This window comes from Dokdonia sp. MED134 (assembly GCF_000152925.2).
Taxonomy (GTDB): Bacteria; Bacteroidota; Bacteroidia; order Flavobacteriales; family Flavobacteriaceae; genus Dokdonia.
The window spans coordinates 1,178,695-1,198,169 of sequence record NZ_CP009301.1 but is presented as its reverse complement, the minus strand read 5'-3'; the positions used below and the strand labels follow the sequence as shown (position 1 = coordinate 1,198,169).

General features: G+C 39.0%; 23 protein-coding genes. 11 read left to right on the top strand and 12 right to left on the bottom strand.

Annotation, left to right across the window (positions count from 1 at the left end):
* Positions 1-23 precede the first annotated feature (23 nt).
* Positions 24-737, bottom strand: coding sequence for a PspA/IM30 family protein (locus MED134_RS05330; RefSeq protein ID WP_021778393.1), 714 nt, complete (start codon positions 735-737; stop codon positions 24-26).
* Between the two features lie 11 nt (positions 738-748).
* Positions 749-1,144, bottom strand: a complete 396-nt coding sequence (locus tag MED134_RS05325; RefSeq protein WP_035334318.1) for a hypothetical protein — start codon at positions 1,142-1,144, stop codon at positions 749-751.
* 266 nt (positions 1,145-1,410) lie between these two features.
* Here MED134_RS05325 and MED134_RS05320 point away from each other — a divergent pair, with 266 nt between their 5' ends.
* Complete coding sequence (locus MED134_RS05320) at positions 1,411-2,166, top strand: helix-turn-helix domain-containing protein (RefSeq protein WP_021778395.1); 756 nt, start codon at positions 1,411-1,413, stop codon at positions 2,164-2,166.
* An 81-nt stretch (positions 2,167-2,247) separates the two neighbouring features.
* On the opposite strand, the gene MED134_RS05315 is transcribed toward MED134_RS05320, so the two are convergent.
* From MED134_RS05315 to MED134_RS05295, 5 genes are all read right to left on the bottom strand, one after another.
* Positions 2,248-2,985 carry a head GIN domain-containing protein gene (locus tag MED134_RS05315; RefSeq protein ID WP_021778396.1) on the bottom strand — a complete coding sequence of 246 codons (738 nt, stop codon included), beginning with the start codon at positions 2,983-2,985 and terminating at the stop codon, positions 2,248-2,250.
* Positions 2,986-3,126: 141 nt separating this feature from the next.
* Positions 3,127-3,573 carry a nuclear transport factor 2 family protein gene (locus tag MED134_RS05310; RefSeq protein ID WP_021778397.1) on the bottom strand — a complete coding sequence of 149 codons (447 nt, stop codon included), beginning with the start codon at positions 3,571-3,573 and terminating at the stop codon, positions 3,127-3,129.
* Positions 3,574-3,579: 6 nt separating this feature from the next.
* Positions 3,580-5,376, bottom strand: a complete 1,797-nt coding sequence (locus MED134_RS05305) for a PspC domain-containing protein (protein WP_021778398.1) — start codon at positions 5,374-5,376, stop codon at positions 3,580-3,582.
* Positions 5,373-5,714 (bottom strand): PadR family transcriptional regulator, encoded by a 342-nt coding sequence (locus MED134_RS05300; protein WP_021778399.1) that lies wholly within the window; start codon positions 5,712-5,714, stop codon positions 5,373-5,375. The genes MED134_RS05305 and MED134_RS05300 overlap by 4 nt, the downstream gene beginning before the upstream one ends.
* 112 nt (positions 5,715-5,826) lie before the next feature.
* Positions 5,827-6,357 (bottom strand): DUF4870 domain-containing protein, encoded by a 531-nt coding sequence (locus MED134_RS05295; RefSeq protein ID WP_021778400.1) that lies wholly within the window; start codon positions 6,355-6,357, stop codon positions 5,827-5,829.
* Positions 6,358-6,500: 143 nt separating this feature from the next.
* Here MED134_RS05295 and MED134_RS05290 point away from each other — a divergent pair, with 143 nt between their 5' ends.
* Together MED134_RS05290 and MED134_RS05285 are read left to right on the top strand one after the other, a co-directional pair.
* Positions 6,501-6,965 (top strand): DUF4442 domain-containing protein, encoded by a 465-nt coding sequence (locus MED134_RS05290; protein ID WP_021778401.1) that lies wholly within the window; start codon positions 6,501-6,503, stop codon positions 6,963-6,965.
* A 129-nt stretch (positions 6,966-7,094) separates the two neighbouring features.
* Positions 7,095-8,270 (top strand): GlmU family protein, encoded by a 1,176-nt coding sequence (locus tag MED134_RS05285; protein WP_021778402.1) that lies wholly within the window; start codon positions 7,095-7,097, stop codon positions 8,268-8,270.
* 14 nt (positions 8,271-8,284) lie between these two features.
* Here MED134_RS05285 and MED134_RS05280 read toward each other — a convergent pair whose 3' ends face one another.
* The 3 genes from MED134_RS05280 to ribD form a co-directional block, all read right to left on the bottom strand.
* Positions 8,285-8,593, bottom strand: coding sequence for a hypothetical protein (locus MED134_RS05280; RefSeq protein ID WP_021778403.1), 309 nt, complete (start codon positions 8,591-8,593; stop codon positions 8,285-8,287).
* Between the two features lie 187 nt (positions 8,594-8,780).
* Positions 8,781-9,650, bottom strand: a complete 870-nt coding sequence (locus tag MED134_RS05275; RefSeq protein WP_021778404.1) for an EamA family transporter — start codon at positions 9,648-9,650, stop codon at positions 8,781-8,783.
* A complete protein-coding gene (ribD, locus tag MED134_RS05270; protein WP_038597183.1) occupies positions 9,647-10,648 on the bottom strand; it encodes a bifunctional diaminohydroxyphosphoribosylaminopyrimidine deaminase/5-amino-6-(5-phosphoribosylamino)uracil reductase RibD in 1,002 nt (333 codons plus the stop codon). The genes MED134_RS05275 and ribD overlap by 4 nt, the downstream gene beginning before the upstream one ends.
* A gap of 26 nt (positions 10,649-10,674) precedes the next feature.
* Here ribD and MED134_RS05265 point away from each other — a divergent pair, with 26 nt between their 5' ends.
* From MED134_RS05265 to MED134_RS05240, 6 genes are all read left to right on the top strand, one after another.
* Positions 10,675-11,160, top strand: coding sequence for a GNAT family N-acetyltransferase (locus MED134_RS05265; protein ID WP_038597180.1), 486 nt, complete (start codon positions 10,675-10,677; stop codon positions 11,158-11,160).
* Positions 11,157-12,032, top strand: a complete 876-nt coding sequence (gene prmC, locus MED134_RS05260) for a peptide chain release factor N(5)-glutamine methyltransferase (RefSeq protein ID WP_021778406.1) — start codon at positions 11,157-11,159, stop codon at positions 12,030-12,032. The genes MED134_RS05265 and prmC overlap by 4 nt, the downstream gene beginning before the upstream one ends.
* Positions 12,033-12,076: 44 nt before the next feature.
* A complete protein-coding gene (locus MED134_RS05255) occupies positions 12,077-12,673 on the top strand; it encodes a TIGR00730 family Rossman fold protein (RefSeq protein ID WP_021778407.1) in 597 nt (198 codons plus the stop codon).
* A gap of 146 nt (positions 12,674-12,819) precedes the next feature.
* Positions 12,820-13,521 carry an aquaporin Z gene (aqpZ, locus tag MED134_RS05250; RefSeq protein ID WP_021778408.1) on the top strand — a complete coding sequence of 234 codons (702 nt, stop codon included), beginning with the start codon at positions 12,820-12,822 and terminating at the stop codon, positions 13,519-13,521.
* A gap of 76 nt (positions 13,522-13,597) precedes the next feature.
* Positions 13,598-15,592 carry an NAD-dependent DNA ligase LigA gene (gene ligA / locus MED134_RS05245; RefSeq protein WP_021778409.1) on the top strand — a complete coding sequence of 665 codons (1,995 nt, stop codon included), beginning with the start codon at positions 13,598-13,600 and terminating at the stop codon, positions 15,590-15,592.
* On the top strand, positions 15,585-16,301 hold the full coding sequence (locus MED134_RS05240) for a hypothetical protein (protein ID WP_038597176.1): 717 nt from the start codon (positions 15,585-15,587) through the stop codon (positions 16,299-16,301). The genes ligA and MED134_RS05240 overlap by 8 nt, the downstream gene beginning before the upstream one ends.
* Before the next feature lies 1 nt (position 16,302).
* Here MED134_RS05240 and MED134_RS05235 read toward each other — a convergent pair whose 3' ends face one another.
* Positions 16,303-17,226, bottom strand: coding sequence for a bifunctional metallophosphatase/5'-nucleotidase (locus MED134_RS05235; protein WP_021778411.1), 924 nt, complete (start codon positions 17,224-17,226; stop codon positions 16,303-16,305).
* Positions 17,223-17,996, bottom strand: a complete 774-nt coding sequence (locus tag MED134_RS05230; RefSeq protein ID WP_021778412.1) for a 5'-nucleotidase C-terminal domain-containing protein — start codon at positions 17,994-17,996, stop codon at positions 17,223-17,225. The genes MED134_RS05235 and MED134_RS05230 overlap by 4 nt, the downstream gene beginning before the upstream one ends.
* A 57-nt stretch (positions 17,997-18,053) precedes the next feature.
* On the opposite strand from MED134_RS05230, the gene MED134_RS14690 reads away from it, so the two are divergent.
* Positions 18,054-18,575, top strand: coding sequence for a DUF6913 domain-containing protein (locus MED134_RS14690; protein WP_021778413.1), 522 nt, complete (start codon positions 18,054-18,056; stop codon positions 18,573-18,575).
* Positions 18,575-19,450: a 4-hydroxy-tetrahydrodipicolinate synthase gene (gene dapA, locus MED134_RS05220; protein ID WP_021778414.1), complete on the top strand. Its 876-nt coding sequence runs from the start codon at positions 18,575-18,577 to the stop codon at positions 19,448-19,450. Before MED134_RS14690 ends, dapA begins: the two co-directional genes overlap by 1 nt.
* Positions 19,451-19,475: the final 25 nt, after the last annotated feature.

The window sequence follows — 19,475 nt, the reverse complement described above, 5'->3', positions numbered from 1 at the left end:
GATGGTTTTAAGGTTTATGATGGCTAGGCGTTGTCTTTACCTAGCCCTAATTGTTCTTTAAGTTTTGCAAGCTCGTCATCTACTTTCTCCTCGCTAGTATCTGCAGCGGCGTTTATCTCATCATCCATATTTTTATTAGTATCTGCGATGTCTCCATAAGCCTCTGCAAGTGCTTCTTCTTGCGCTACTTTTTCTTTCATACGTTCTAGCATACTCACGGTACCAGTGTTATCTAGGGCCGCCATTTGCTTGTTTACATTCTTTGTAGCATCGCTCACTTTTACACGTGCCTTGAGCGTTTTAAGCTCGTTCTCCCAGTTGCTTATATTGTCTTTAATAGTCTGGATAGTGCCTTGTAGTTGCGCTACATTACCTTCAAATTTTGAAGTATCCTCACCAGCGCGTGTCGCGTGTGACTGTGCTTCTTCTTTTTTGGCCAGGGCTTCTTTGGCTAGTCTGTCTGCATCTGTCGCATCCATAGATCCTGCGTGTGCTTTTTTAAGAATAGCGATGGCTTTGCTCTCGTAGTCTTTTGCTTTTGCATCGTGCTCGTCACGCTCGTTTTTTGCGCGTATGGCCATTGCTTTTACTTGTGCCATTGCCTCTACACTTTTGGCAAGATCTTCTTTCATATCTCGTATGCCTTGCTCTGTCATCTTGATAGGATCTTCCATATTATCTATAGATGCATTTGCCTCTGCTTGTCCTATTTTAAAAAGTCGTTTAAATATGTTCATAATGTCGTTTTTTAATATTTTGAAAATTCTATAATCTGTTCTGAGTACTCACTCATAAGTAAACTCAGGGAGTTCAAGCTACCCTCTAGCTCGTTGAGGTCAAGATTTTCTATCTGTAGGGTATCTCTAAAGATGACCTTTTTACCAGTATCATCTAGTACAAAAGCGCCGTGTATGATATCTCGGTTTTTTTGCAGCAGACTTTTAAAAATCTTTTCTGACTGGTTATTGATGGTAAAAATAAATTGCTCGATAATTAGAATAGGAGGAGCAATGCCCAGAATCAGGTTTTTGATACCTGAGTTTTCCTTTTGCACAACCATAATACCATCTGCCGTATTTTCTGTAGTGATATTAAAATTGAGTTCTAATAAAAAATCTCGAGTAATTGTAAAGTGGTTCTTCATAAAGAGTGTCAATGTTGTGTTCCAATACATTGGAAGGTTAATAATACGAAAACTTGTCTCTGTAAATACCCAATTGTTTATAAGTGGCTCAGGATGTAAATAATTAAAGTGGTCATAATGTTTGATTTTTGATTGATGAATGTTTGATGATGCTAGTACGCTTTCGCGAAAAAGCTAAATAAATTAGCATAAGTGAATTCTTTTTGCTAAAATTGTTAGGTAAATATACAAACAATTTTGTCATTTGCAAATAAAATTAGCAAAATATGTCATTCTTTGGTAAAAACATTCGAAAAATAAGAACCGTAAAGACGCTTAGTCAGCAGTCGTTTGCAGAGCTCTTTGACCTGAAAAGAGGGACGTTAGGGGCTTATGAGGAGGGTAGGAGTGAACCTAAAATAGATACGGTAATTAAAATTGCTAATTATTTTAGCATTCCTATAGATGACTTGCTCACAAAAGAGCTTACCGTAAATAGTTTGCTCAAATTTAAAGCAGACCTTACTACAGATCACGAGCAGATTACAAAAGAAACTTTTGCAACAATACCTTGCATCACCCCAAAAAACACAAACGATTATCTACTATATAATGACAGGGAAGCTTTTGTAGCAGATATGCCTGTCTTACAACTACCCGTAAATCCAGAAAAAGATTTCAGAGCCTTTACGGTAGATAACTTGGAAATGAGTAGTAATGACAAAGGACTCTTCCCAAAGGATATTGTAATAGGTGAGCACATCCCCAAAAACGTTTATAAAAAGCTCAATAATGGACATCTCATTCTAGCCGTTTTTAATGATAGACTAGTATTAAGACGTTGCTATCTCTCTGGTAATACTATTACCCTAAGAGCAGATCATAAAAATATAGACGACTTAGAGTTTCCTATAAAAGAAATTAAAGAACTCTGGCGCATACGCTACGTCTTCTATCACAGAGTGCCAGAACTGGCAGATGGGCTAGAAGAAAAAATGGCAATGCTAGAAGCCCAATTTATGAAAATAAAGGCTGGATTGTAACTCTTGACTATTATATACATAAAAAAATGCTCGATACTATCGAGCATTTTTGTGTTGATTGATTGATGTTATTTATTGTAATTATTCTTTGCTTCTTATAACCCCGCCAGAGTAGCTTTTTTTAGGCTTATCCACATTTCTTGGGCTACCGTAGTAATTTATAATTCCTCCAGAAGAGGCCTCTGCCTTAAGATCTTGAGAAGCATAAACGTCCATCACGCCTCCAGATGAAGCATCTGCCTTTGCACTCACAGATTTGAGTTGGCTTATTCTTGCTACACCACCACTAGAAACCGAAGCATCCAGTCGCTCTGCACTACCAGAGATACGTGCCACGCCACCGCTACTTACATCTGTCTCTACATTTTTTGCAGAAACTTGTACGCGCATTGTCCCTCCAGAAGATGCGTCAAATTCTATGTCATCTCCAGTAAGTGTTTCCTTTGTAGTGAGACTTGCACCACTATTTACGCTCACATCAGTAAGATTTTCTGAGTAGGTTACAAACACCTTTTTTGAGGTAGCACTTTTGATATTGTCTTCGCAGTATATTTTTAGCTTCCCGTCTTTTACATAAATTTCGGCAGCATCTACAAGGTTTTGGTCTGCTTCAAGTATTACGGCGTTAGTGCTTCCTTTTTCTAAAAACACTTCCCAGCCATTACCAGCGACTACTTCGTCAAAGTCTTCTGTGATGTTCAGATCTTCTGTAACTACATTTCCGTCGCCGTGCATTTGCCCTAGATTAATGTCAAACTGACAAGAGGTGACGAGTAAAGCAGTAAGGATTCCTAAAATTGTTTTGATGAGCGTTGTCATAATGATTGGTTTTTTGGTGGTTGGTTCGTTTTTGTTTGATTGATTGTTTTTGATTGATGATGTAAAGATGTAGATAAGTCCGCTTTCGCGAAAGCGTAACCTACCCAACTGTAATAATTTATGACTGAGTTGTATAGATTGCTAGTGCAAGCTTATCACCCGTGTGATTTTCCAGCCTTTTGGGGTGTCTTTTAATATGGTAATAAACTTAGATGGTTCTGAGTGGCTGTCTTCTACTAGGTTGTGAAAACTATGTTTTCCAAGTGACACAGCACCAAAACCTGCTATCTCGTGTACCTCAAAGGTACCTGGAGTAAGTGTTCTCTGTACTTTATTACAAATATTCTCCTTGAGCGCCTGCATATAATCTGTTTTGCTAGTAGAAAGTCCACCCTTGTCGTGATAAAACTCAAGATCTTCTGAGATGAGAGTTTCGTGAGTTGCGAGGTCACAATTATTGTACGAGCCAAAAAGAGCAGTATCTATAGCAAGAATTTCTTTATAAAGTTTGCTATCCTTAGACACCTGCGCCACTCCGATCAAGGGGAGTAGCAACAGGATCCAAAGAAGGTTGGTTGGGTTTTTCATAGTAGGTTAGTTATTTCGTAGCGCTTCTGTGTCAGGAGCTTCTGGTGGCGTAGGAGCTTGGGGTGCTTCTGGCTCACGATCCCATTCTGGAGCATTTTCTCCTTCTTCATAACTGCGTTCTTCCCAAGAATCATTACCAGATTGCTCCCAAGAGTTATCATCATCGTTATAATCATAACTGCGATCTTCTGGACAGCCGTCACAAAGAAGCTTGCCATTACCCACGGTTAGGTATTGCTCTTCTGTTCCATTATCTAGTATGTCACGGTATCTACTATCATTGCGGTGGTATGAGTACGTATTTTCATCTGCAATGAGGGTAGTTCCTTCTGGAAGGTATACAATCACTTGTACCTCGCGATCATTCCAGTGGCCATATGATTTTTGAGTAGGTGAGGTAAGAAAACCATCTAGTGATAAAACACCGTCTTCTAGTTTAAAATCATACTGTATAGATGAGGCTAGCTCACGTGCTTCTTCATAGGTGAAGTTATCTGCTCGTTTTTCTATCTGGATGTAGCCATTACTATCTTTAGTACTTCTCACAATAAGACGTACGTCACGCTCTATAGTCACATTTTCTGTGTCACTCTTAATCGTTCTCATAAACCCTGTAGATCGCCCAAAAGGAATTTCATAACGATCACTCTCTCGCATCTGTATGCGCAGGGTGTCACTTGCCTTTATCGCAAGCTCTGTGCGCTCTACTACTTTACCAGTTTCTGTGTTAGAATACTTAATAGCTTCTTTTACAGAAAATACGCCTATCACTATCGCAGATACAAGCCACAGGCCAAAGAGGCTAAGCTTTGCACTCACCGGCATAGATTTTAGGTTAGAAGAAACAATCTTAAGTCCTAAATAAAACAAGAAGAAGAAAGGTATCCCAACTGCAAATAAGGTGAGAAGAAGTACAAGCCAGATAGGCAGTCCTGTCTCATTATTTACCCACGGTAAATCGGCTAGATTAGGAGTAAATAGATCTACTACACCACCTGTTAAAAAGGTGATAAGTAAAGAGATAACTACAGTAGCTCCCGTTATAATAAGGAGTACACCTATAATCTTTGCAAGGACCTTAAAGAAAAACATAATAATCTTACCAATGGTCCCGAAAAAACCTTGAGCTCCTGTTTTTACTTTATTACCATACTTATCATAATCTACACTCTTTACGGTGTCAGCCACATTTTCAAATCCTTCTTTTACTTTTTCTGTGATATTGTCAATGTTAACTGCCTTTCCCCGCATTGCGAGTTTATCTGCCGTGGTTTGTGCTTCTGGTACAAAAACCCATAGAGCAAGATAGATAAGTGCTGTACCTCCTAGTGTAAACCAAGTAAGCGCTATAAGTAATACCCAGCCTATACGAACCCATAAAGGATCTATACCCAGATAGTGTCCCATACCGCTAGATACACCGCCTATGTAAGCATTATCTGTATCTCTGTAAAAACGACGTTGTGCGATACGTGGTGCTTGTTTTGACTTTTTTGAGGAGTTGCTGCTAGCTGCAGGCTCATCTTCAAAAATATCGTCATCTACCATATAGTCTTCTGGTTGTCCCATTACAGCAATCACCTCGTCTAGCTCTTGTGAGCCTATTACCTGGCGCTCGTCTTTAATGCGCTCAGAAAATAGCTCAGAGATACGAGCTTCTATATCTGCTATAATTTCATCTTCACCTTGCATACCTTCAAAAGAACGTTTGATGGCAGCGAGATATCTCTGTAATTTACCGTAAGCATCCTCATCTATATGAAAAAATACTCCTGCTAAATTTATATTAACTGTCTTGTTCATTTTTTTGTGGTTTTAGTGGATGTAACTACGGCTACTGCTGTCTGTAACTCATCCCAAGTGGTTGAGAGTTCTTTTAAAAATATCTTACCCGTTTCGGTAAGTCCATAATATTTACGTGGTGGACCACTGGTAGATTCTTCCCAGCGATAGTTGAGTAAACCAGCGTTTTTAAGTCTAGTGAGAAGCGGGTAAATTGTACCCTCTACCACCAGCAACTTGGCGTCTTTAAGCGTGCCTAAGATCTCTGCTACATATGCATCTTCGTCTTTTAATACAGAGAGGATACAGTATTCTAGCACGCCTTTTCGCATTTGCGCTTTGGTGTTTTCAATCTTCATAGATTTCCATTTTTAAATACATTAAACTGTTCGTTTTGGTCCTGATTTGGGTCAGGTGATTGATTAATTGTTGTTACGCTTTCGCGAAAGCGTACATAGTCATACCACTACATTACATAGTAGGTTGCTCTTGAGTTGATGAGTCCTCTTGAGTATCTGGGGTTTCTGCAACGGCAGAAGCTTTAATAAAATTTATAAGAAGCGGAAACTTGTAAATGCCTCCTTGTGATGCCTGCACTGCTGCCGAAATTACTGTGATAATCTCTATAAGAAATAATCCTATAGCCAGTACACCTACCACAATGGCAGTGATGAGAAAACCACCTAGATCTGCAAAGTCACTAGGGTCATTTATGTATCCATTGTTAAGCAAACTAGCGCTTCCTTCACCAGCACTTACTATAAAGTAAATAAAGAACGGAATGCTTATTACCGCCAGCGCAATAAAATATAAAAGTATACTGAGCTGAAAGTTTATGGCATCTCTACCGTGCTTGTCTATAAATAGAGAGTTGCGCTTTTGAGCGCTCCATAAAATGAGCGGCGCAATAAAATTTCCAAAAGGAAAAAGGTATTTACAGAAGGTAGAAAGGTGTATTAATGTTCCTACATTTTTGTGATGTGTGGGTATGCTAGTTTCCATAGTCTATTAATGTCTTATGCAAATATATGTCTAAAAAAAGGTACTTTGTTACGCATAGTACTAAATATTAACATTTATTTAAGATATTAATATGCACGCATAGTATTAATAAATATTGTTACTTTTGTCTAAAAGCAATAGATATGTCCTTTCCTACACCTAGTAAATTCAATACGTTCACAATGTTTAAGCTACCCTCTGCGTGGCTTACGGGAGTGCGTGTTAAGTCACTATCACCAGAGTCTTGTACAACCACAGTAAAACATCGCTGGATTAATCAAAATCCTTTTAATAGTATGTTTTGGGCAGTACAGGGTATGGCGGCAGAGCTTGCTACAGGAGCACTTGTTATTGCACACATACAAAAGAGCGGAAAAAAGATATCGATGCTTGTGGCAAATAATAATGCCACTTTTACAAAAAAAGCAACTGGCAGAATACACTTTGTGTGTGATAATGGCCCTCAGATTAAAGAGGCTATAGATAAAGCGGTTGCTACTGGTGAGGGTCAAACCTGCTGGATGAAAGCTGTAGGGACAAACAAAGACGGTGTGCAGGTTTCTGAGTTTAACTTTGAGTGGACGATTCTTGTAAAAAAGAAGAAGTAAGACACAGTTGTACTAGTGTGTATTCTTTATAACTAGATACATTTCTTTATCTAAGAGTCTTTACATTTGCGGTATAAGTCGATGCTCATTTTTGCAATCGCTTTTTCAACAGACTAACAGTACTTAGAGATGAACTATATCCTTTTTGACGGTAACGTACGCAATCAACTTTTACCTTTTACTTATACAAAACCCGTAGCAGACTTACGCATAGGGATACTTACCATACGTGAGAAATGGGAGTTTGTACTAGGTTCAACAACCTCTACCGTTACAGAAGAGTATCTCTCAGAAAGATGGCCTATGGTTGAGCTGGAGGTAAATGTGATGATTAATGCATCATATCTCCCTTCTCCTAATCTCGCTCAGATTATTAAAGGCCTAGAACCACAACAAGCCATTTTTGATGGAGAAGAAATCATTGCCTTTTATGTAAAGGAGGGTGAAGAAGTAGATTTTGACACCTATGATTGTATACAATACACTGCTCCAGATATTCTTACGGTAGCCCATACTTGGGATATTTTTGCCAAAAACGGAGAGGCAATCACCAGAGATTTCGAGATGCTTACCGAAGATAGAGAGTCTCAAGACATTCCGGAGCACGTAATAGCAATAAATAAAGATCAAATATTTATAGAGGAAGGAGCAACAGTTCACTACTCACATCTTAATGCTACAGATGGCCCTATCTATATAGGCAAAGATGCCCAGATTATGGAAGGTGCACTCGTAAGAGGACCTTTTGCGGTATGTGATCACGGAGCTGTAAAAATGGGCGCCAAGATTTATAGCGGCACCACTCTAGGTCCGCACTGTAAAGTAGGAGGAGAGGTAAATAACGCCGTGCTTATGGGGTATTCAAGTAAAGGTCACGATGGCTTTTTAGGCAATAGTGTCCTTGGAGAATGGTGTAACATAGGTGCAGATTCAAACAACTCAAACCTTAAAAATAATTATGCCCCCGTAAAGTTATGGGATTATGAAACAGGTCGCTTTGCAAATACAGGGCTACAGTTTTGTGGTCTTATGATGGGTGACCACTCTAAGTGTGGTATTAATACAATGTTTAATACCGGTACCGTAGTGGGCGTAGCTTCTAATATTTTTGGGAGTGGTTTTCCACGTAATTTTGTTCCTTCATTTTCTTGGGGAGGTGCTAGTGGCTTTGTAACCCACAAAACAAATAAGGCCTACGAGACGGCAAAAATAGCAATGGCACGTCGTGATATAGAACTTACTGAACAAGACATCGCTATACTTGATCACGTTTTTGAAGAGACAAAGCAGTACCGTAGAGAATAATCTGTGATTTGGTATTAATACTTGTGAGGATTAAAACTATTAGTAAAAATGAGATCCCAAGGTATTACAGCTATCGCAAGCACCAATAGTATAAAGGCAATAATTGTCACAATTAGGACCTTACGTCTATAGCGTTTGTTATCTCTACGTATACGTTTACGTATTTCCATAAGTTGTTCAAAAGACGCTTTTTTAGGGTCTACCCACTTTTCATTTACAGTAGATACAAAAGATAAGTCACCTCTCTTACGCTTTTGCTTAAGAAGGTTTCTATTGTTTCTCATTACTTGATTTGCTGCAAGAGCTGCTCCACCGAATCCCATATCGTTTTCATTTTGGTTACATAGATATGTTGAGATAATTCACAAAATGTTACAGAGCTTATATCTTGTAATCCCTTTGTTAACGGGAGTTTGGTGGTTTTTTAAATAAACAAAGCTAGTAGAATTATAGGGCGAGGGGTGTTGAGTACGCTTTCGCGAAAGCGTAAAAAAAAAGTATAATTCTTTTCTAATTAAATAAACTTACAAGCAAAATGCTCACCACGGCGAGTGCAATACCTATCCAGTTTTTGAGGAGAAGTTTTTCTTTAAAAAACAAGATTCCTATAAAGGTACTTACCATCACAATGGCAACATTGTTTATGGTAAAAAGTGTAGAGCTATCAAATCTTGGATCTCGCAAAGCCTGTACAAGCATATAGATAGAAAAATAGTTAGGTATACCCAGACCGACACCTGCCACAATATTTTTGAGCTTAAAAGTAAATGTCTTAGTGATGATTTGATACCCTATAATTAAAAAGCCAATACAAGCAGCAGCGCCAAAGATAGTTGCGCTAAAAATGGGTACATCTCCATTACTTACATATGCACCCTCTATAAATTTAAGACTAGTATCTATCGCACCACTACCTAAGAACACAAGAATTGGGAAGATGAGGTTTTCTTTCTTTATAGCAATCCCATCTTTTGCTTTTACAGAGGCGAGATAAACGGCTATTAAAGCAAGTATGATCCCAATGCTTTTGTAGAGCCCTAGCGACTCGTTGTAATAGAAAACGCCAAAAAGTATGGGAATCCCCACACTCATTTTGGTCGCTACAGATACTACAGAGAGTCCACTCTTTTGTGTAGTGTATGCCATTAAGTTAAATACAACAATAAAGAGCACACCAAGCCCAGCAGATGCATAAAACCACTCCTGCTCTGGAACTTGTGCTAGTGTAGTACCGCCTTCATAAAACAAGATGCCACAAGTAAAGGCCACCACATAGTTTACGATAATAGCTTGTAGCGTATTTACTTCAAATTTTGAAAATAACTTGAAGATTACAAATATGAGACTGGAAGCCGCTATGCTTAGTAATAAGTAAATCAAGAGTCGCTGCGTGTGTAAATGTCTAACCTGTCACCTTGTACGTGTTGACTAGATTGTAGTGTAAATTGGCTTGTTTTCTTGGGAGCCTTTATACCTGCGTTAAAGTTTGTAAGGCCTGTAAACACACTAGCCTCATCCCATAAAGCTGCATCTATAAAACGTTGTAGGGTAGCAGCGCCACCTTCTACAATAACAGATTGTATGTTATGCTCAAAAAGTTCTTTACAGATGCTTTTTGGGTCACTGTCTTTAAGCACTATTGTAGGTGCTTCATTATTAAATATGTGTAACTTCTTAGGTAGGTTACCTTGTGTGTCAATCACGATTCTGGTCGGGTTGCTGCCGTGCCAGTCACGTGTGGTAAGTGTAGGATTATCTTCTATAACGGTCTTGCCGCCCACTAAAATGCCCATCTCCTTGCTACGTAGTTTGTGCACTAGTTGTCTAGAGTGAGAGTTTGTAATCCACACCGGTTCTTGCTTATCTCTGCTAGCAGGAGCTATAAAACCATTTGCGGTTTCGGCCCATTTTAAAATTATAAATGGTCGCTTCTCATTGTGATAAGTAAAGAAGCGTTTATTTACCTCTTGACATTCTTTTTCAAGCACGCCTACGGTAACATCAACTCCAGCTTGCATAAGTTTTTTTATGCCAGCGCCGGCTACCTTGGCAAAAGGGTCTATGGTGCCTATCACTACGCGTTTAATTCCTGAGTCTATAACGAGATCTGCACAAGGAGGGGTTTTTCCCCAGTGTGAGCAAGGTTCTAGAGATACGTACAAGGTGGATTTGGCAATGAGTTCTGGGGTATTCGCTTTCGCGAAAGCGATACAATTTACCTCTGCGTGAGGACCGCCATATGCACTTGTATAGCCTTCTGCAATAATCGTGTTGTTATGCACAAGTACGGCTCCTACGGAGGGGTTAGGCATTGCTGCTGGAAGCCCATTTTTTGCAAGGGCAATACATCTTTTTATATAGGTGTTGTGTATCTTCACATCGCAAAAGTAAACGTTTAATTGTGATGAACAAACCAATCATTAGACCTATTCAAAAGGAAGATAATGCACAGGTTGCGGCCGTAGTGCGCAAGGTGCTGGTAGATATGGGCGCTCCAAAGGTAGGGACCGCTTATGCAGATGAGGCGCTAGATACAATGTATGAGCATTATGATAGGCCTAAGGCTGCCTATTTTGTGGTAGAAGATAATGGCGCGATAATAGGCTGTGCGGGTATCGCACAACTTGATAATTATGATGGTAATGTGTGCGAGTTGCAAAAGATGTACTTCTTAGAAGAAGCACGAGGCAAGGGTCTAGGGTCGGCTATGATGAAGAAGTGTCTAGATACGGCTCGAGATTTTGGATTTGAGCAATGCTACCTTGAGACGATGCCCTATATGGAGGCAGCCCAAAAATTATACAAGCGCACCGGTTTTGATTATATAGATGGACCTATGGGTAACACAGGTCACTTTTCGTGTCCCGTTCATATGCTTATAAAACTATGAGTATAGACGATTTTCGCGCAGATTTCAAGAAGCAACTGGCAGCACTTTATGAGCCAGAAGAGGTCGAGAACCTATGTTTCTTAACACTTGAGCACGTATTAAAAATGAATAGGGTTGAGATCTCGCTTTCGCGAAAGCAAAACATACACCCATCACAACGTAAAGAGCTTGAAGAAATAACAGCTAGACTGTCTAAGAGTGAGCCTATGCAATATATCACAGGTAGCTCGTCATTTTACGGGCTTGACTTTCAGGTAAATCCTGCTACGTTAATACCTAGGCCAGAAACCGAAGAACTCGTCGCCTGGATTATAGATGATGTGGCGCAAGGTCTATTAAAAGAGGAAGCACAAGATATGTTACGTCTTTTAGACATAGGTACAGGTTCTGGTTGTATAGCCATTACACTTGCAAAAAATATTAATAAAGCAACAGTAGAAGCGGTAGATATCTCCCAGAATGCACTTGCCACAGCATATCAAAATGCTAAGGCAAATGGCGTGAAAGTAGACTTTTATAATCAGAACATCCTCGAGACGCAAGCCCTCGATGAAGTTTATAATGTTATCGTGAGTAACCCGCCGTATGTGCGTGAGCAAGAAAAGGCAATGATGAGAGAAAACGTGCTGAGCAATGAGCCAGATAGTGCACTATTTGTTTCAGATCAAGATCCTCTTATTTTTTATAGAAAGATTGGTGAGCTGGCCCGTAAAAGTTTAGCACCTTCGGGAGCTCTGTATTTTGAGATTAATGAATATCTGGGTAGAGAGACTGTAGCATTATTAAAAAATATAGGCTTTACAGATGTTGTGCTTAGAAAAGATATGTTTGGTAAAGATAGGATGATAAAGGCGTGTATGGCTTTAACCTAAATGCTTCTAAATATCAAAACAATTGTTAGAAAAAAAGAAATCGTATGAAGTTAGCATCTATTTGTGTGTACTGTGGTAGCAGTGCAGGAACTGATCCAGAGATTATAAACCAAGCTCGCTTGCTAGGAGCCACACTGGCAAAAAAGGATATGACACTCGTATACGGTGCTGCCAAAATAGGGGTGATGGGAGCTGTTGCTCAGGGCGCTCTTGATGTAAATGGTAAAGTGATTGGGGTGATTCCGGCATTTTTACAAATTAAAGAAGTGGTGCATACAGGCCTTACAGAGCTTATAGTAAATGAGACAATGCACGAGCGCAAGATGAAGCTCCAAGAACTGTCTGACGGTTTTATAACACTTCCTGGTGGTTTTGGAACGATGGAAGAGCTCTTTGAGGTGCTTACTTGGAGCCAGCTAGCGTTGCATAAAAAGCCTGTGGGGATGCTCAATGTAAATGGCTTTTATGATGATCTTTTAAGTGCGCTTAAAAATATGGTAGACAAAGGTTTTCTGAAACAAGAAAATTATGACATCCTTCTTGTAGACACTACCATTGATGGTCTTCTAGATCAGATGGAGAATTTTGAACCTATGGCAATGCCTAAGTGGTTAAAAGCTTCGCTATCTGAAAATGAGTAGTTTGGCTGTGTTAGTTTACCCGTAGTTTACTCTTAAGCGATGCAAAAGCGTTTTTTATCTATTACCTAAGAGGTATCTCTATTTTGTTTAAGCTTTTGTCTTAAAATGTCTAGTTTGTAGTAATTAACTAAAACAATTATTTACAAATGAACACAAAGAAAAAATTTTTTGCAGAAGGTTTGGGCACATTTGCCTTGGTTTTGTTTGGTTGTGGAGCGGCAACTATTGCTAGTGTCTCACAATCTGGTCCAGAAGGAATAGGACTCTTAGGTATCTCACTTGCTTTTGGATTTTCGGTAGTTGTGATGGCATACGCCATTGGTCCAATTTCTGGTTGTCATATTAATCCAGCTATCTCAATTGCAATGCTTGTTGCGGGTAAACTTAGCGCAAAAGATACGGTAGGGTATGTCATATCACAATGCATAGGAGCTATACTAGCTGCTGGGGTGTTATATCTATTAGCCTCTGGAAGTGCTGGTTTTACTATGCCAGAGTGGGGTCTAGGTAGTAATGGCTGGGGTGAAGGTTATCTGGGTAATTATAATATGACATCTGCTCTCATTGCAGAGTTTGTATTTACATTTTTGTTTTTACTCGTGATCTTTGGAACAACGGCAAAAAATGCATCTCCTCTTATGGCAGGTCTAGCTATTGGGATTTCTTTAGCATTAATACATATGGTTGCAATCCCTATCACAGGTACATCTGTAAATCCTGCAAGAAGTTTAGGTCCTGCACTATTTGCTGGAGGTAAAGCGATGAGCCAGTTATGGTTATTTATTGTTACACCTATTGCAGGAGGTATTTGTGCTGCATTAGTTAGAAATCTATTTATAGAAGACTAACTTTTTATATAATAAATAGTGTAAAGGCTGTTGCAATCTTCATTGTAACAGCCTTTCTTTTTGGTTATTTTTACATATGACTATTGAAGAACAAATCTTACAGCTTCGTCAAGAGCTACGCGAGCACAACTATAACTACTACACGCTAGATACGCCCACTATTTCTGATTTTGAATTTGATAAAAAATTAGAACAACTTAAGGCGCTAGAACTTGCAAATCCAGCATATGATGATCCTAACTCGCCTACACATCGCGTAGGTGGTGCAGTGACTAAAAATTTTGAGACTATTGTACACGAGCATAGAATGTACTCTCTAGATAACTCCTACTCAAAGGAAGATCTTGAGGACTGGGAAGCCCGCGTTAAGAAAATGGTAGATGGTGAAGTACATTATACCTGCGAGCTTAAATATGACGGTGCTTCAATAAGTCTCACCTATGAAAATGGAGAGTTGCTCAGAGCTGTAACCCGTGGAGATGGATTACAGGGAGATGATGTAACTACTAATATTAAAACCATAAAATCTGTTCCTTTAAAGTTAAAAGGAGATTATCCTCCTAAGTTTGACATACGTGGTGAGATTGTGCTTCCTTGGGATGGTTTTCACGCGATGAATGCAGAGCGCGAGGAACTAGGGTTTGAGCTATATCGTAACCCGCGTAATACCGCAAGTGGTTCTCTAAAACTTCAAGATAGTGCAGAGGTTGCAAAGCGACCATTGCAGTGCTTACTTTATAATATCACTGGTAATAATCTAGGGATAACTACCCAGATAGAAAGTTTGCAAAAAGCTAGAGACTGGGGTTTTATGGTGCCAGATGCAGCAGTACTAGCAAAGAGCATTGATGAGGTATTAGATTTTATTAATCACTGGGATAAGGCTCGTCACGACTTACCGTATGAGACAGATGGTGTTGTAGTAAAAGTAAACGGACTCCAGCAGCAAGAGGAGTTGGGGTATACTGCAAAAGCTCCGCGATGGGCTATGGCTTACAAGTTTAAAGCAGAACAGGTGTCTACCCGCTTACGCGAAATAACATATCAGGTAGGTCGTACTGGAGCCATCACACCAGTGGCAAACCTAGAACCTGTAGAGCTTGCCGGGACAACCGTTAAAAGAGCCAGTCTTCATAATGCGGATCAGATAGAACGACTAGATATACGAGAAGGTGATGAGGTTTTTGTAGAAAAAGGAGGGGAAATCATCCCAAAAATCATAGCAGTAGATCTTACAAAACGCCCAGCAGATTCTGAGCCTACCGATTATATAGCCGAGTGTCCAGAATGTGATACTCAGCTTGTGCGTAAAGAGGGGGAAGCACAACACTACTGTCCTAACGATATGGGTTGCCCACCACAAATTATAGGTCGCATACAACATTATATATCTAGAAAAGCAATGGATATAGATGGGCTAGGAGGTGAGACGGTAGCTTTACTCGTAAACGAGGGACTTATATTAAATTATGCAGATCTATATGAGCTTACAGTAGCGCAGTTGCTTCCGTTAGAAAGAATGGCTCAAAAAAGTGCCGAAAACTTAGTGAATGGTGTGCAGGCGTCTGTTAAGATTCCTTTTGAGAAGGTGTTGTTTGGTTTAGGTATACGATACGTAGGAGAGACTGTAGCAAAGAAACTTGCAAAGCATTACAAGTCTATTGATGCGATTATTTCGGCAACAGAAGAGGAGCTGGTTGCTGTAGATGAAATAGGAATTAAGATTGCTGAGAGTGTAGTTGCATTTTTCGCGAAAGCGGAACATATAGCACTCATAGAGCGTTTAAGATCTTACGGAGTACAACTAGAAATTTCTGCAGAGAAGCTTGCAAACCAGTCAGATGTGCTTGCAGGTAAGACGTTTGTGGTTTCTGGTGTGTTTGAAATGCCACGTAATGATCTTAAAAAATTGATAGAAGATAACGGAGGAAAAGTCTCAAGTTCTATCTCATCTAAAACATCATACCTCGTTGCGGGCGAAAAAATGGGACCTAGCAAATTAGAAAAAGCTCAAAAACTAGGAATTACTATTATTTCTGAAATAGAATTCTTAGCTTTAACTAATGCTTAGAGAGAACTTTACCGGATATAGGTTATATAGATCTATCAGTATTCTGCTAGGGTTTATGATGATGCTTACACCTGTCTTTTTTGACCAGAATGATGTGTTCTATCTAACTCCTTTTGGTTCTTTGTTTTTGTATATATATGTAATAAAAGCAACAGGTAAGTTTAGTATTTCCTTTTTAATATTTTTAGTAGCAACGCTACTGGCGGAGTATTTGTTCTTAACAGACTATGAGAAAAATATAACACTCACGTGCCTAGCATCTATTGTAGGGTATGCTGCACTCTTGTTTATAATGAAACCTGTATTAAAAAAACGAGTAACTGCCTTTTCAAAGCATAATCTTGTAGAGCTCATTGTGGGGTTTATAACACTTAGCTTTGTGCTGCTATACATTGTTTATCTAGTAATGCCGTTTATACCAGAAACGAGCCTCTTCTTGCTTACAGTGGTGGTTTTTGGTATAACAATGAGTGTTTGCTTTATAATACCTAATTATAACCTCCACCCAGACAATATAGGTCTTATTATGATAGGTGGTAGCTACATTGCTGGTACCGTATTTGGCTTCATATACTATTTTCTTTATAATGAAATTCCTATGCTTATAATGGCCACATTTATGATGGTATTTATGAAAGTAACCTTAGCCACTTATATAACTAGGTTTAAACGAATAGAAAAAGAAAGTACATATCAGGAGTATATCTAGATTATATATCTAGTACTAAGCTCGAACTCTCTAGATTATTTTTGTCATCTAGGTAGAAATCAACTCTTCCTAGATTAATACCTCCCCAACCTACTTGGTTTACAAGTACAAATTTTTCGTTTTTGTTTTGAACAATTGTAGGTTTCTTTAAAAATGTATGTGTGTGACCTCCTATAATGAGGTCTATACCTTCGGTCTTTCCTGCAAGTGCTATATCAGATATGGTGTCACTATTGCGATACTCATAACCTAGATGAGAAAGGCATATAACAAGGTCGCAGCGCTCCTTTTGTTTTAGGGTTTTAACAGTATCTGTGGCCATTTCTACGGGATCTAGATATTTTGTCTCCTTAAACATATTTTGATTTACAAGGCCACTAAGTTTTATCCCTAGGCCAAAAACACCAATACGTACCCCATCTTTTACAAAAACCTTATAAGGTTTTGTGAGGCCATCCATTATGGTATTTGAGAAGTCATAATTTGCTGTGAGAAGTTCAAAAGATGCATTAGGCATTTGAGCAGCTAGCCCACCTATACCATTGTCAAAATCGTGATTACCTATGGTAGCGGCATCATATCCCATCATAGACATAAGTTTAAACTCAAGCTCACCTCCATAAAAATTAAAGTAAGGAGTACCCTGAAAGATATCACCTGCATCAAGAAGTAATGTGTTTGGGTTTTCTTTACGTACAGCCGTGATAACTCCCATTCTTCTGGCGGCACCTCCTAGATTTGCATATTTTGGGTCGTTAGAAGGGAAGGGCTCAACGTGACTATGTACATCGTTAGTGTGTAAAATAGTGATGTGCTTTTTTTGCTTTCGCGAAAGCGTATCTACACCCATACCCATTGTTAACCCTCCTAATCCTACAAGACTTGTTGCTGCGGCGGTTTGTTTTATAAAAGTTCTACGTATCATTTGCTATCTCTTGTAAATCTGTTATCTCTTACGGGTGCGATGGTGTCATACTTTTTAAAATAATCGATGAGCACATTTCTTATTTTGTAATCTAGCGGAAGCGTGCTTACTGGGTTTTCAAAAAAGGTCATATGGTCACCACCATTCTTGAGGTAGTCGCTAGTTGCGATAAAGTAAGTCTCGTTATCATCAATATCTTGACCTTGCACTTGTGTTTTTAAAAGATCACCTGTGGCCGATAGTTGTACTTCCATACCTGCGATGGGATGTGCACTTCCACCTTTTAAATATTCAAAAAGAGATCTCATTTGCTTACCACTAAGCTCTACGACAACCACTTCGTTTTCAAAAGGCATTAACTCGTAGGCGGTTCTGGTAGTGATGTTTCCTTTATTAAGAGCAGAGCGTATGCCTCCATAATTGAGAAGCACTGCGTTAAAGGGATATCCAGTTCTTTTTTGAAATATAGGGTTTGCCATTTCATAAACAGCATCTGCCATCATATTGCCTACTGCTGTGTTGAGCTTGCCGTCCTTTTTTGTGTACGATGCTGGTGCAATGGCTAGTACACTATCCATTTCTGCCTGTATAGCTTCCTTGTATGGAAGTATGGCTTGAGTTATCTCTTCACTCGTTGGGCTATTTTGATTTATAGGGATAAGATCTCCTTTAATACGCTCTGGAGCATAGTGAGACTCTTCCTTACAAGATATTGCTGTTGTATATATAACAATCGCATAGATGATAGTTAAAAGCGTAGTCCTCCTCATAATTTATGGCGTAGGTAGCAGTAAATTTTATCTACATTTGTTCAAAAGTAAAGTTATATGTTTTTAACCGGATTAAAAGCAAAATCCATCATTAAACAAATAGATAAAGCACAACAAGCACGCAATTATAAGGCGAGCACAACTGCAGTATCTAGCGTTGCTATTTTACAAGATGTAGATAAGCCTTTTAATCAAAATAATCTTTCTTCTTTGTGCAAAGCAATAGGAGTAAAGTCTAAAGATGTAGCAATACTTGAGTATGTAAAAACCTTAACAAAAGAGCAGCGTGAGCAGTCACAGTTATTTTCAGATAAGCAAGTAGGGTGGAAAGGAGTTTTTAAAACTAAGACTCTCAAAGATTTTAGTGCAACTCCTTTTGATATTTTAATAAGCTACTACACGCCAGAAAATTTATCGCTTAAAGCAATGACAGCACTCTCTGCTGCAAAGTTTAAAGTAGGGATTGACTCAGCTATGGAAACATATAATGATCTTACGATACACGTAGCTACAGATCAAGAAGTGGTTTTTGCAAAAGAATTAGAAAAATATTTAAAAATTTTAAAAGTTATAAATTAATGCAGGAGTTAAGGGGTACAGGTGTTGCTCTCGTTACACCATTTAATGAAGATTTGTCTATAGACTATAATGGACTTACTAAGCTGGTAGAATATTGTATTTCTGGCGGTGTAAATTATCTAGTGGCGCTAGGTACCACAGCAGAGAGTGCTACGTTATCTAGTGAAGAGAAGCAGGCGGTGGTTGCTCATATTATTAAAGTGACAAACGGTCGCTTACCTGTCGTGCTAGGTGTGGGGGGTAATCATACTGCCGCAGTTGTAGCAGAACTTAAAAATGGTAAGTATGATGGCATAAGCGCTATACTATCGGTATCTCCGGCTTATAATAAACCTACTCAAGAAGGAATTTATCAGCACTTTGCGGCTGTAGCTACAGCTAGCTCTTTGCCGGTTGTCTTATATAATGTGCCAGGTAGAACATCTAGTAATATGTTACCAGAAACTACGGCGAGACTTGCTAGAGATTTTGACAATATTATAGCTATAAAAGAAGCTACCGGTGATATGTCACAGGTGCTTGAATTAATACACAAAACCCCAGATGATTTTATGGTGATCTCTGGAGATGACACACTTTCATTGCCATTAGTTTCGGCTGGAGGTAGTGGTGTGATATCTGTGATAGGTCAAGGTATTCCAGAAGTTTTTACAGCGATTATTAATGATGGTTTAAATAACGCTTTCGCGAAAGCGTATAAAGAACACTTTAAAATATTAGAACTTATAGATCTTATTTTTGAAGAGGGTAACCCTGCCGGTATTAAATCATTGTTAGCGCATCAGGGTGTGTGCAAGCCCTTTGTGAGATTGCCACTAGTAAAAGCTACAGATGAATTGCATCAAAAGATAGGAGCATTTTTAAACACTTTATAGAAGTTGTTAAACGTATGCTAACAAA

Bases quoted from the DNA above. Each gene is read 5' to 3' on its own strand.
- MED134_RS05330 (WP_021778393.1), bottom strand. From the start codon at position 737: ATGAACATATTTAAACGACTTTTTAAAATAGGACAAGCAGAGGCAAAT.
- MED134_RS05325 (WP_035334318.1), bottom strand. From the start codon at position 1,144: ATGAAGAACCACTTTACAATTACTCGAGATTTTTTATTAGAACTCAAT.
- MED134_RS05320 (WP_021778395.1), top strand. From the start codon at position 1,411: ATGTCATTCTTTGGTAAAAACATTCGAAAAATAAGAACCGTAAAGACG.
- MED134_RS05315 (WP_021778396.1), bottom strand. From the start codon at position 2,985: ATGACAACGCTCATCAAAACAATTTTAGGAATCCTTACTGCTTTACTC.
- MED134_RS05310 (WP_021778397.1), bottom strand. From the start codon at position 3,573: ATGAAAAACCCAACCAACCTTCTTTGGATCCTGTTGCTACTCCCCTTG.
- MED134_RS05305 (WP_021778398.1), bottom strand. From the start codon at position 5,376: ATGAACAAGACAGTTAATATAAATTTAGCAGGAGTATTTTTTCATATA.
- MED134_RS05300 (WP_021778399.1), bottom strand. From the start codon at position 5,714: ATGAAGATTGAAAACACCAAAGCGCAAATGCGAAAAGGCGTGCTAGAA.
- MED134_RS05295 (WP_021778400.1), bottom strand. From the start codon at position 6,357: ATGGAAACTAGCATACCCACACATCACAAAAATGTAGGAACATTAATA.
- MED134_RS05290 (WP_021778401.1), top strand. From the start codon at position 6,501: ATGTCCTTTCCTACACCTAGTAAATTCAATACGTTCACAATGTTTAAG.
- MED134_RS05285 (WP_021778402.1), top strand. From the start codon at position 7,095: ATGAACTATATCCTTTTTGACGGTAACGTACGCAATCAACTTTTACCT.
- MED134_RS05280 (WP_021778403.1), bottom strand. From the start codon at position 8,593: ATGGGATTCGGTGGAGCAGCTCTTGCAGCAAATCAAGTAATGAGAAAC.
- MED134_RS05265 (WP_038597180.1), top strand. From the start codon at position 10,675: ATGAACAAACCAATCATTAGACCTATTCAAAAGGAAGATAATGCACAG.
- prmC (WP_021778406.1), top strand. From the start codon at position 11,157: ATGAGTATAGACGATTTTCGCGCAGATTTCAAGAAGCAACTGGCAGCA.
- MED134_RS05255 (WP_021778407.1), top strand. From the start codon at position 12,077: ATGAAGTTAGCATCTATTTGTGTGTACTGTGGTAGCAGTGCAGGAACT.
- aqpZ (WP_021778408.1), top strand. From the start codon at position 12,820: ATGAACACAAAGAAAAAATTTTTTGCAGAAGGTTTGGGCACATTTGCC.
- ligA (WP_021778409.1), top strand. From the start codon at position 13,598: ATGACTATTGAAGAACAAATCTTACAGCTTCGTCAAGAGCTACGCGAG.
- MED134_RS05240 (WP_038597176.1), top strand. From the start codon at position 15,585: ATGCTTAGAGAGAACTTTACCGGATATAGGTTATATAGATCTATCAGT.
- MED134_RS05235 (WP_021778411.1), bottom strand. From the start codon at position 17,226: ATGATACGTAGAACTTTTATAAAACAAACCGCCGCAGCAACAAGTCTT.
- MED134_RS05230 (WP_021778412.1), bottom strand. From the start codon at position 17,996: ATGAGGAGGACTACGCTTTTAACTATCATCTATGCGATTGTTATATAT.
- MED134_RS14690 (WP_021778413.1), top strand. From the start codon at position 18,054: ATGTTTTTAACCGGATTAAAAGCAAAATCCATCATTAAACAAATAGAT.
- dapA (WP_021778414.1), top strand. From the start codon at position 18,575: ATGCAGGAGTTAAGGGGTACAGGTGTTGCTCTCGTTACACCATTTAAT.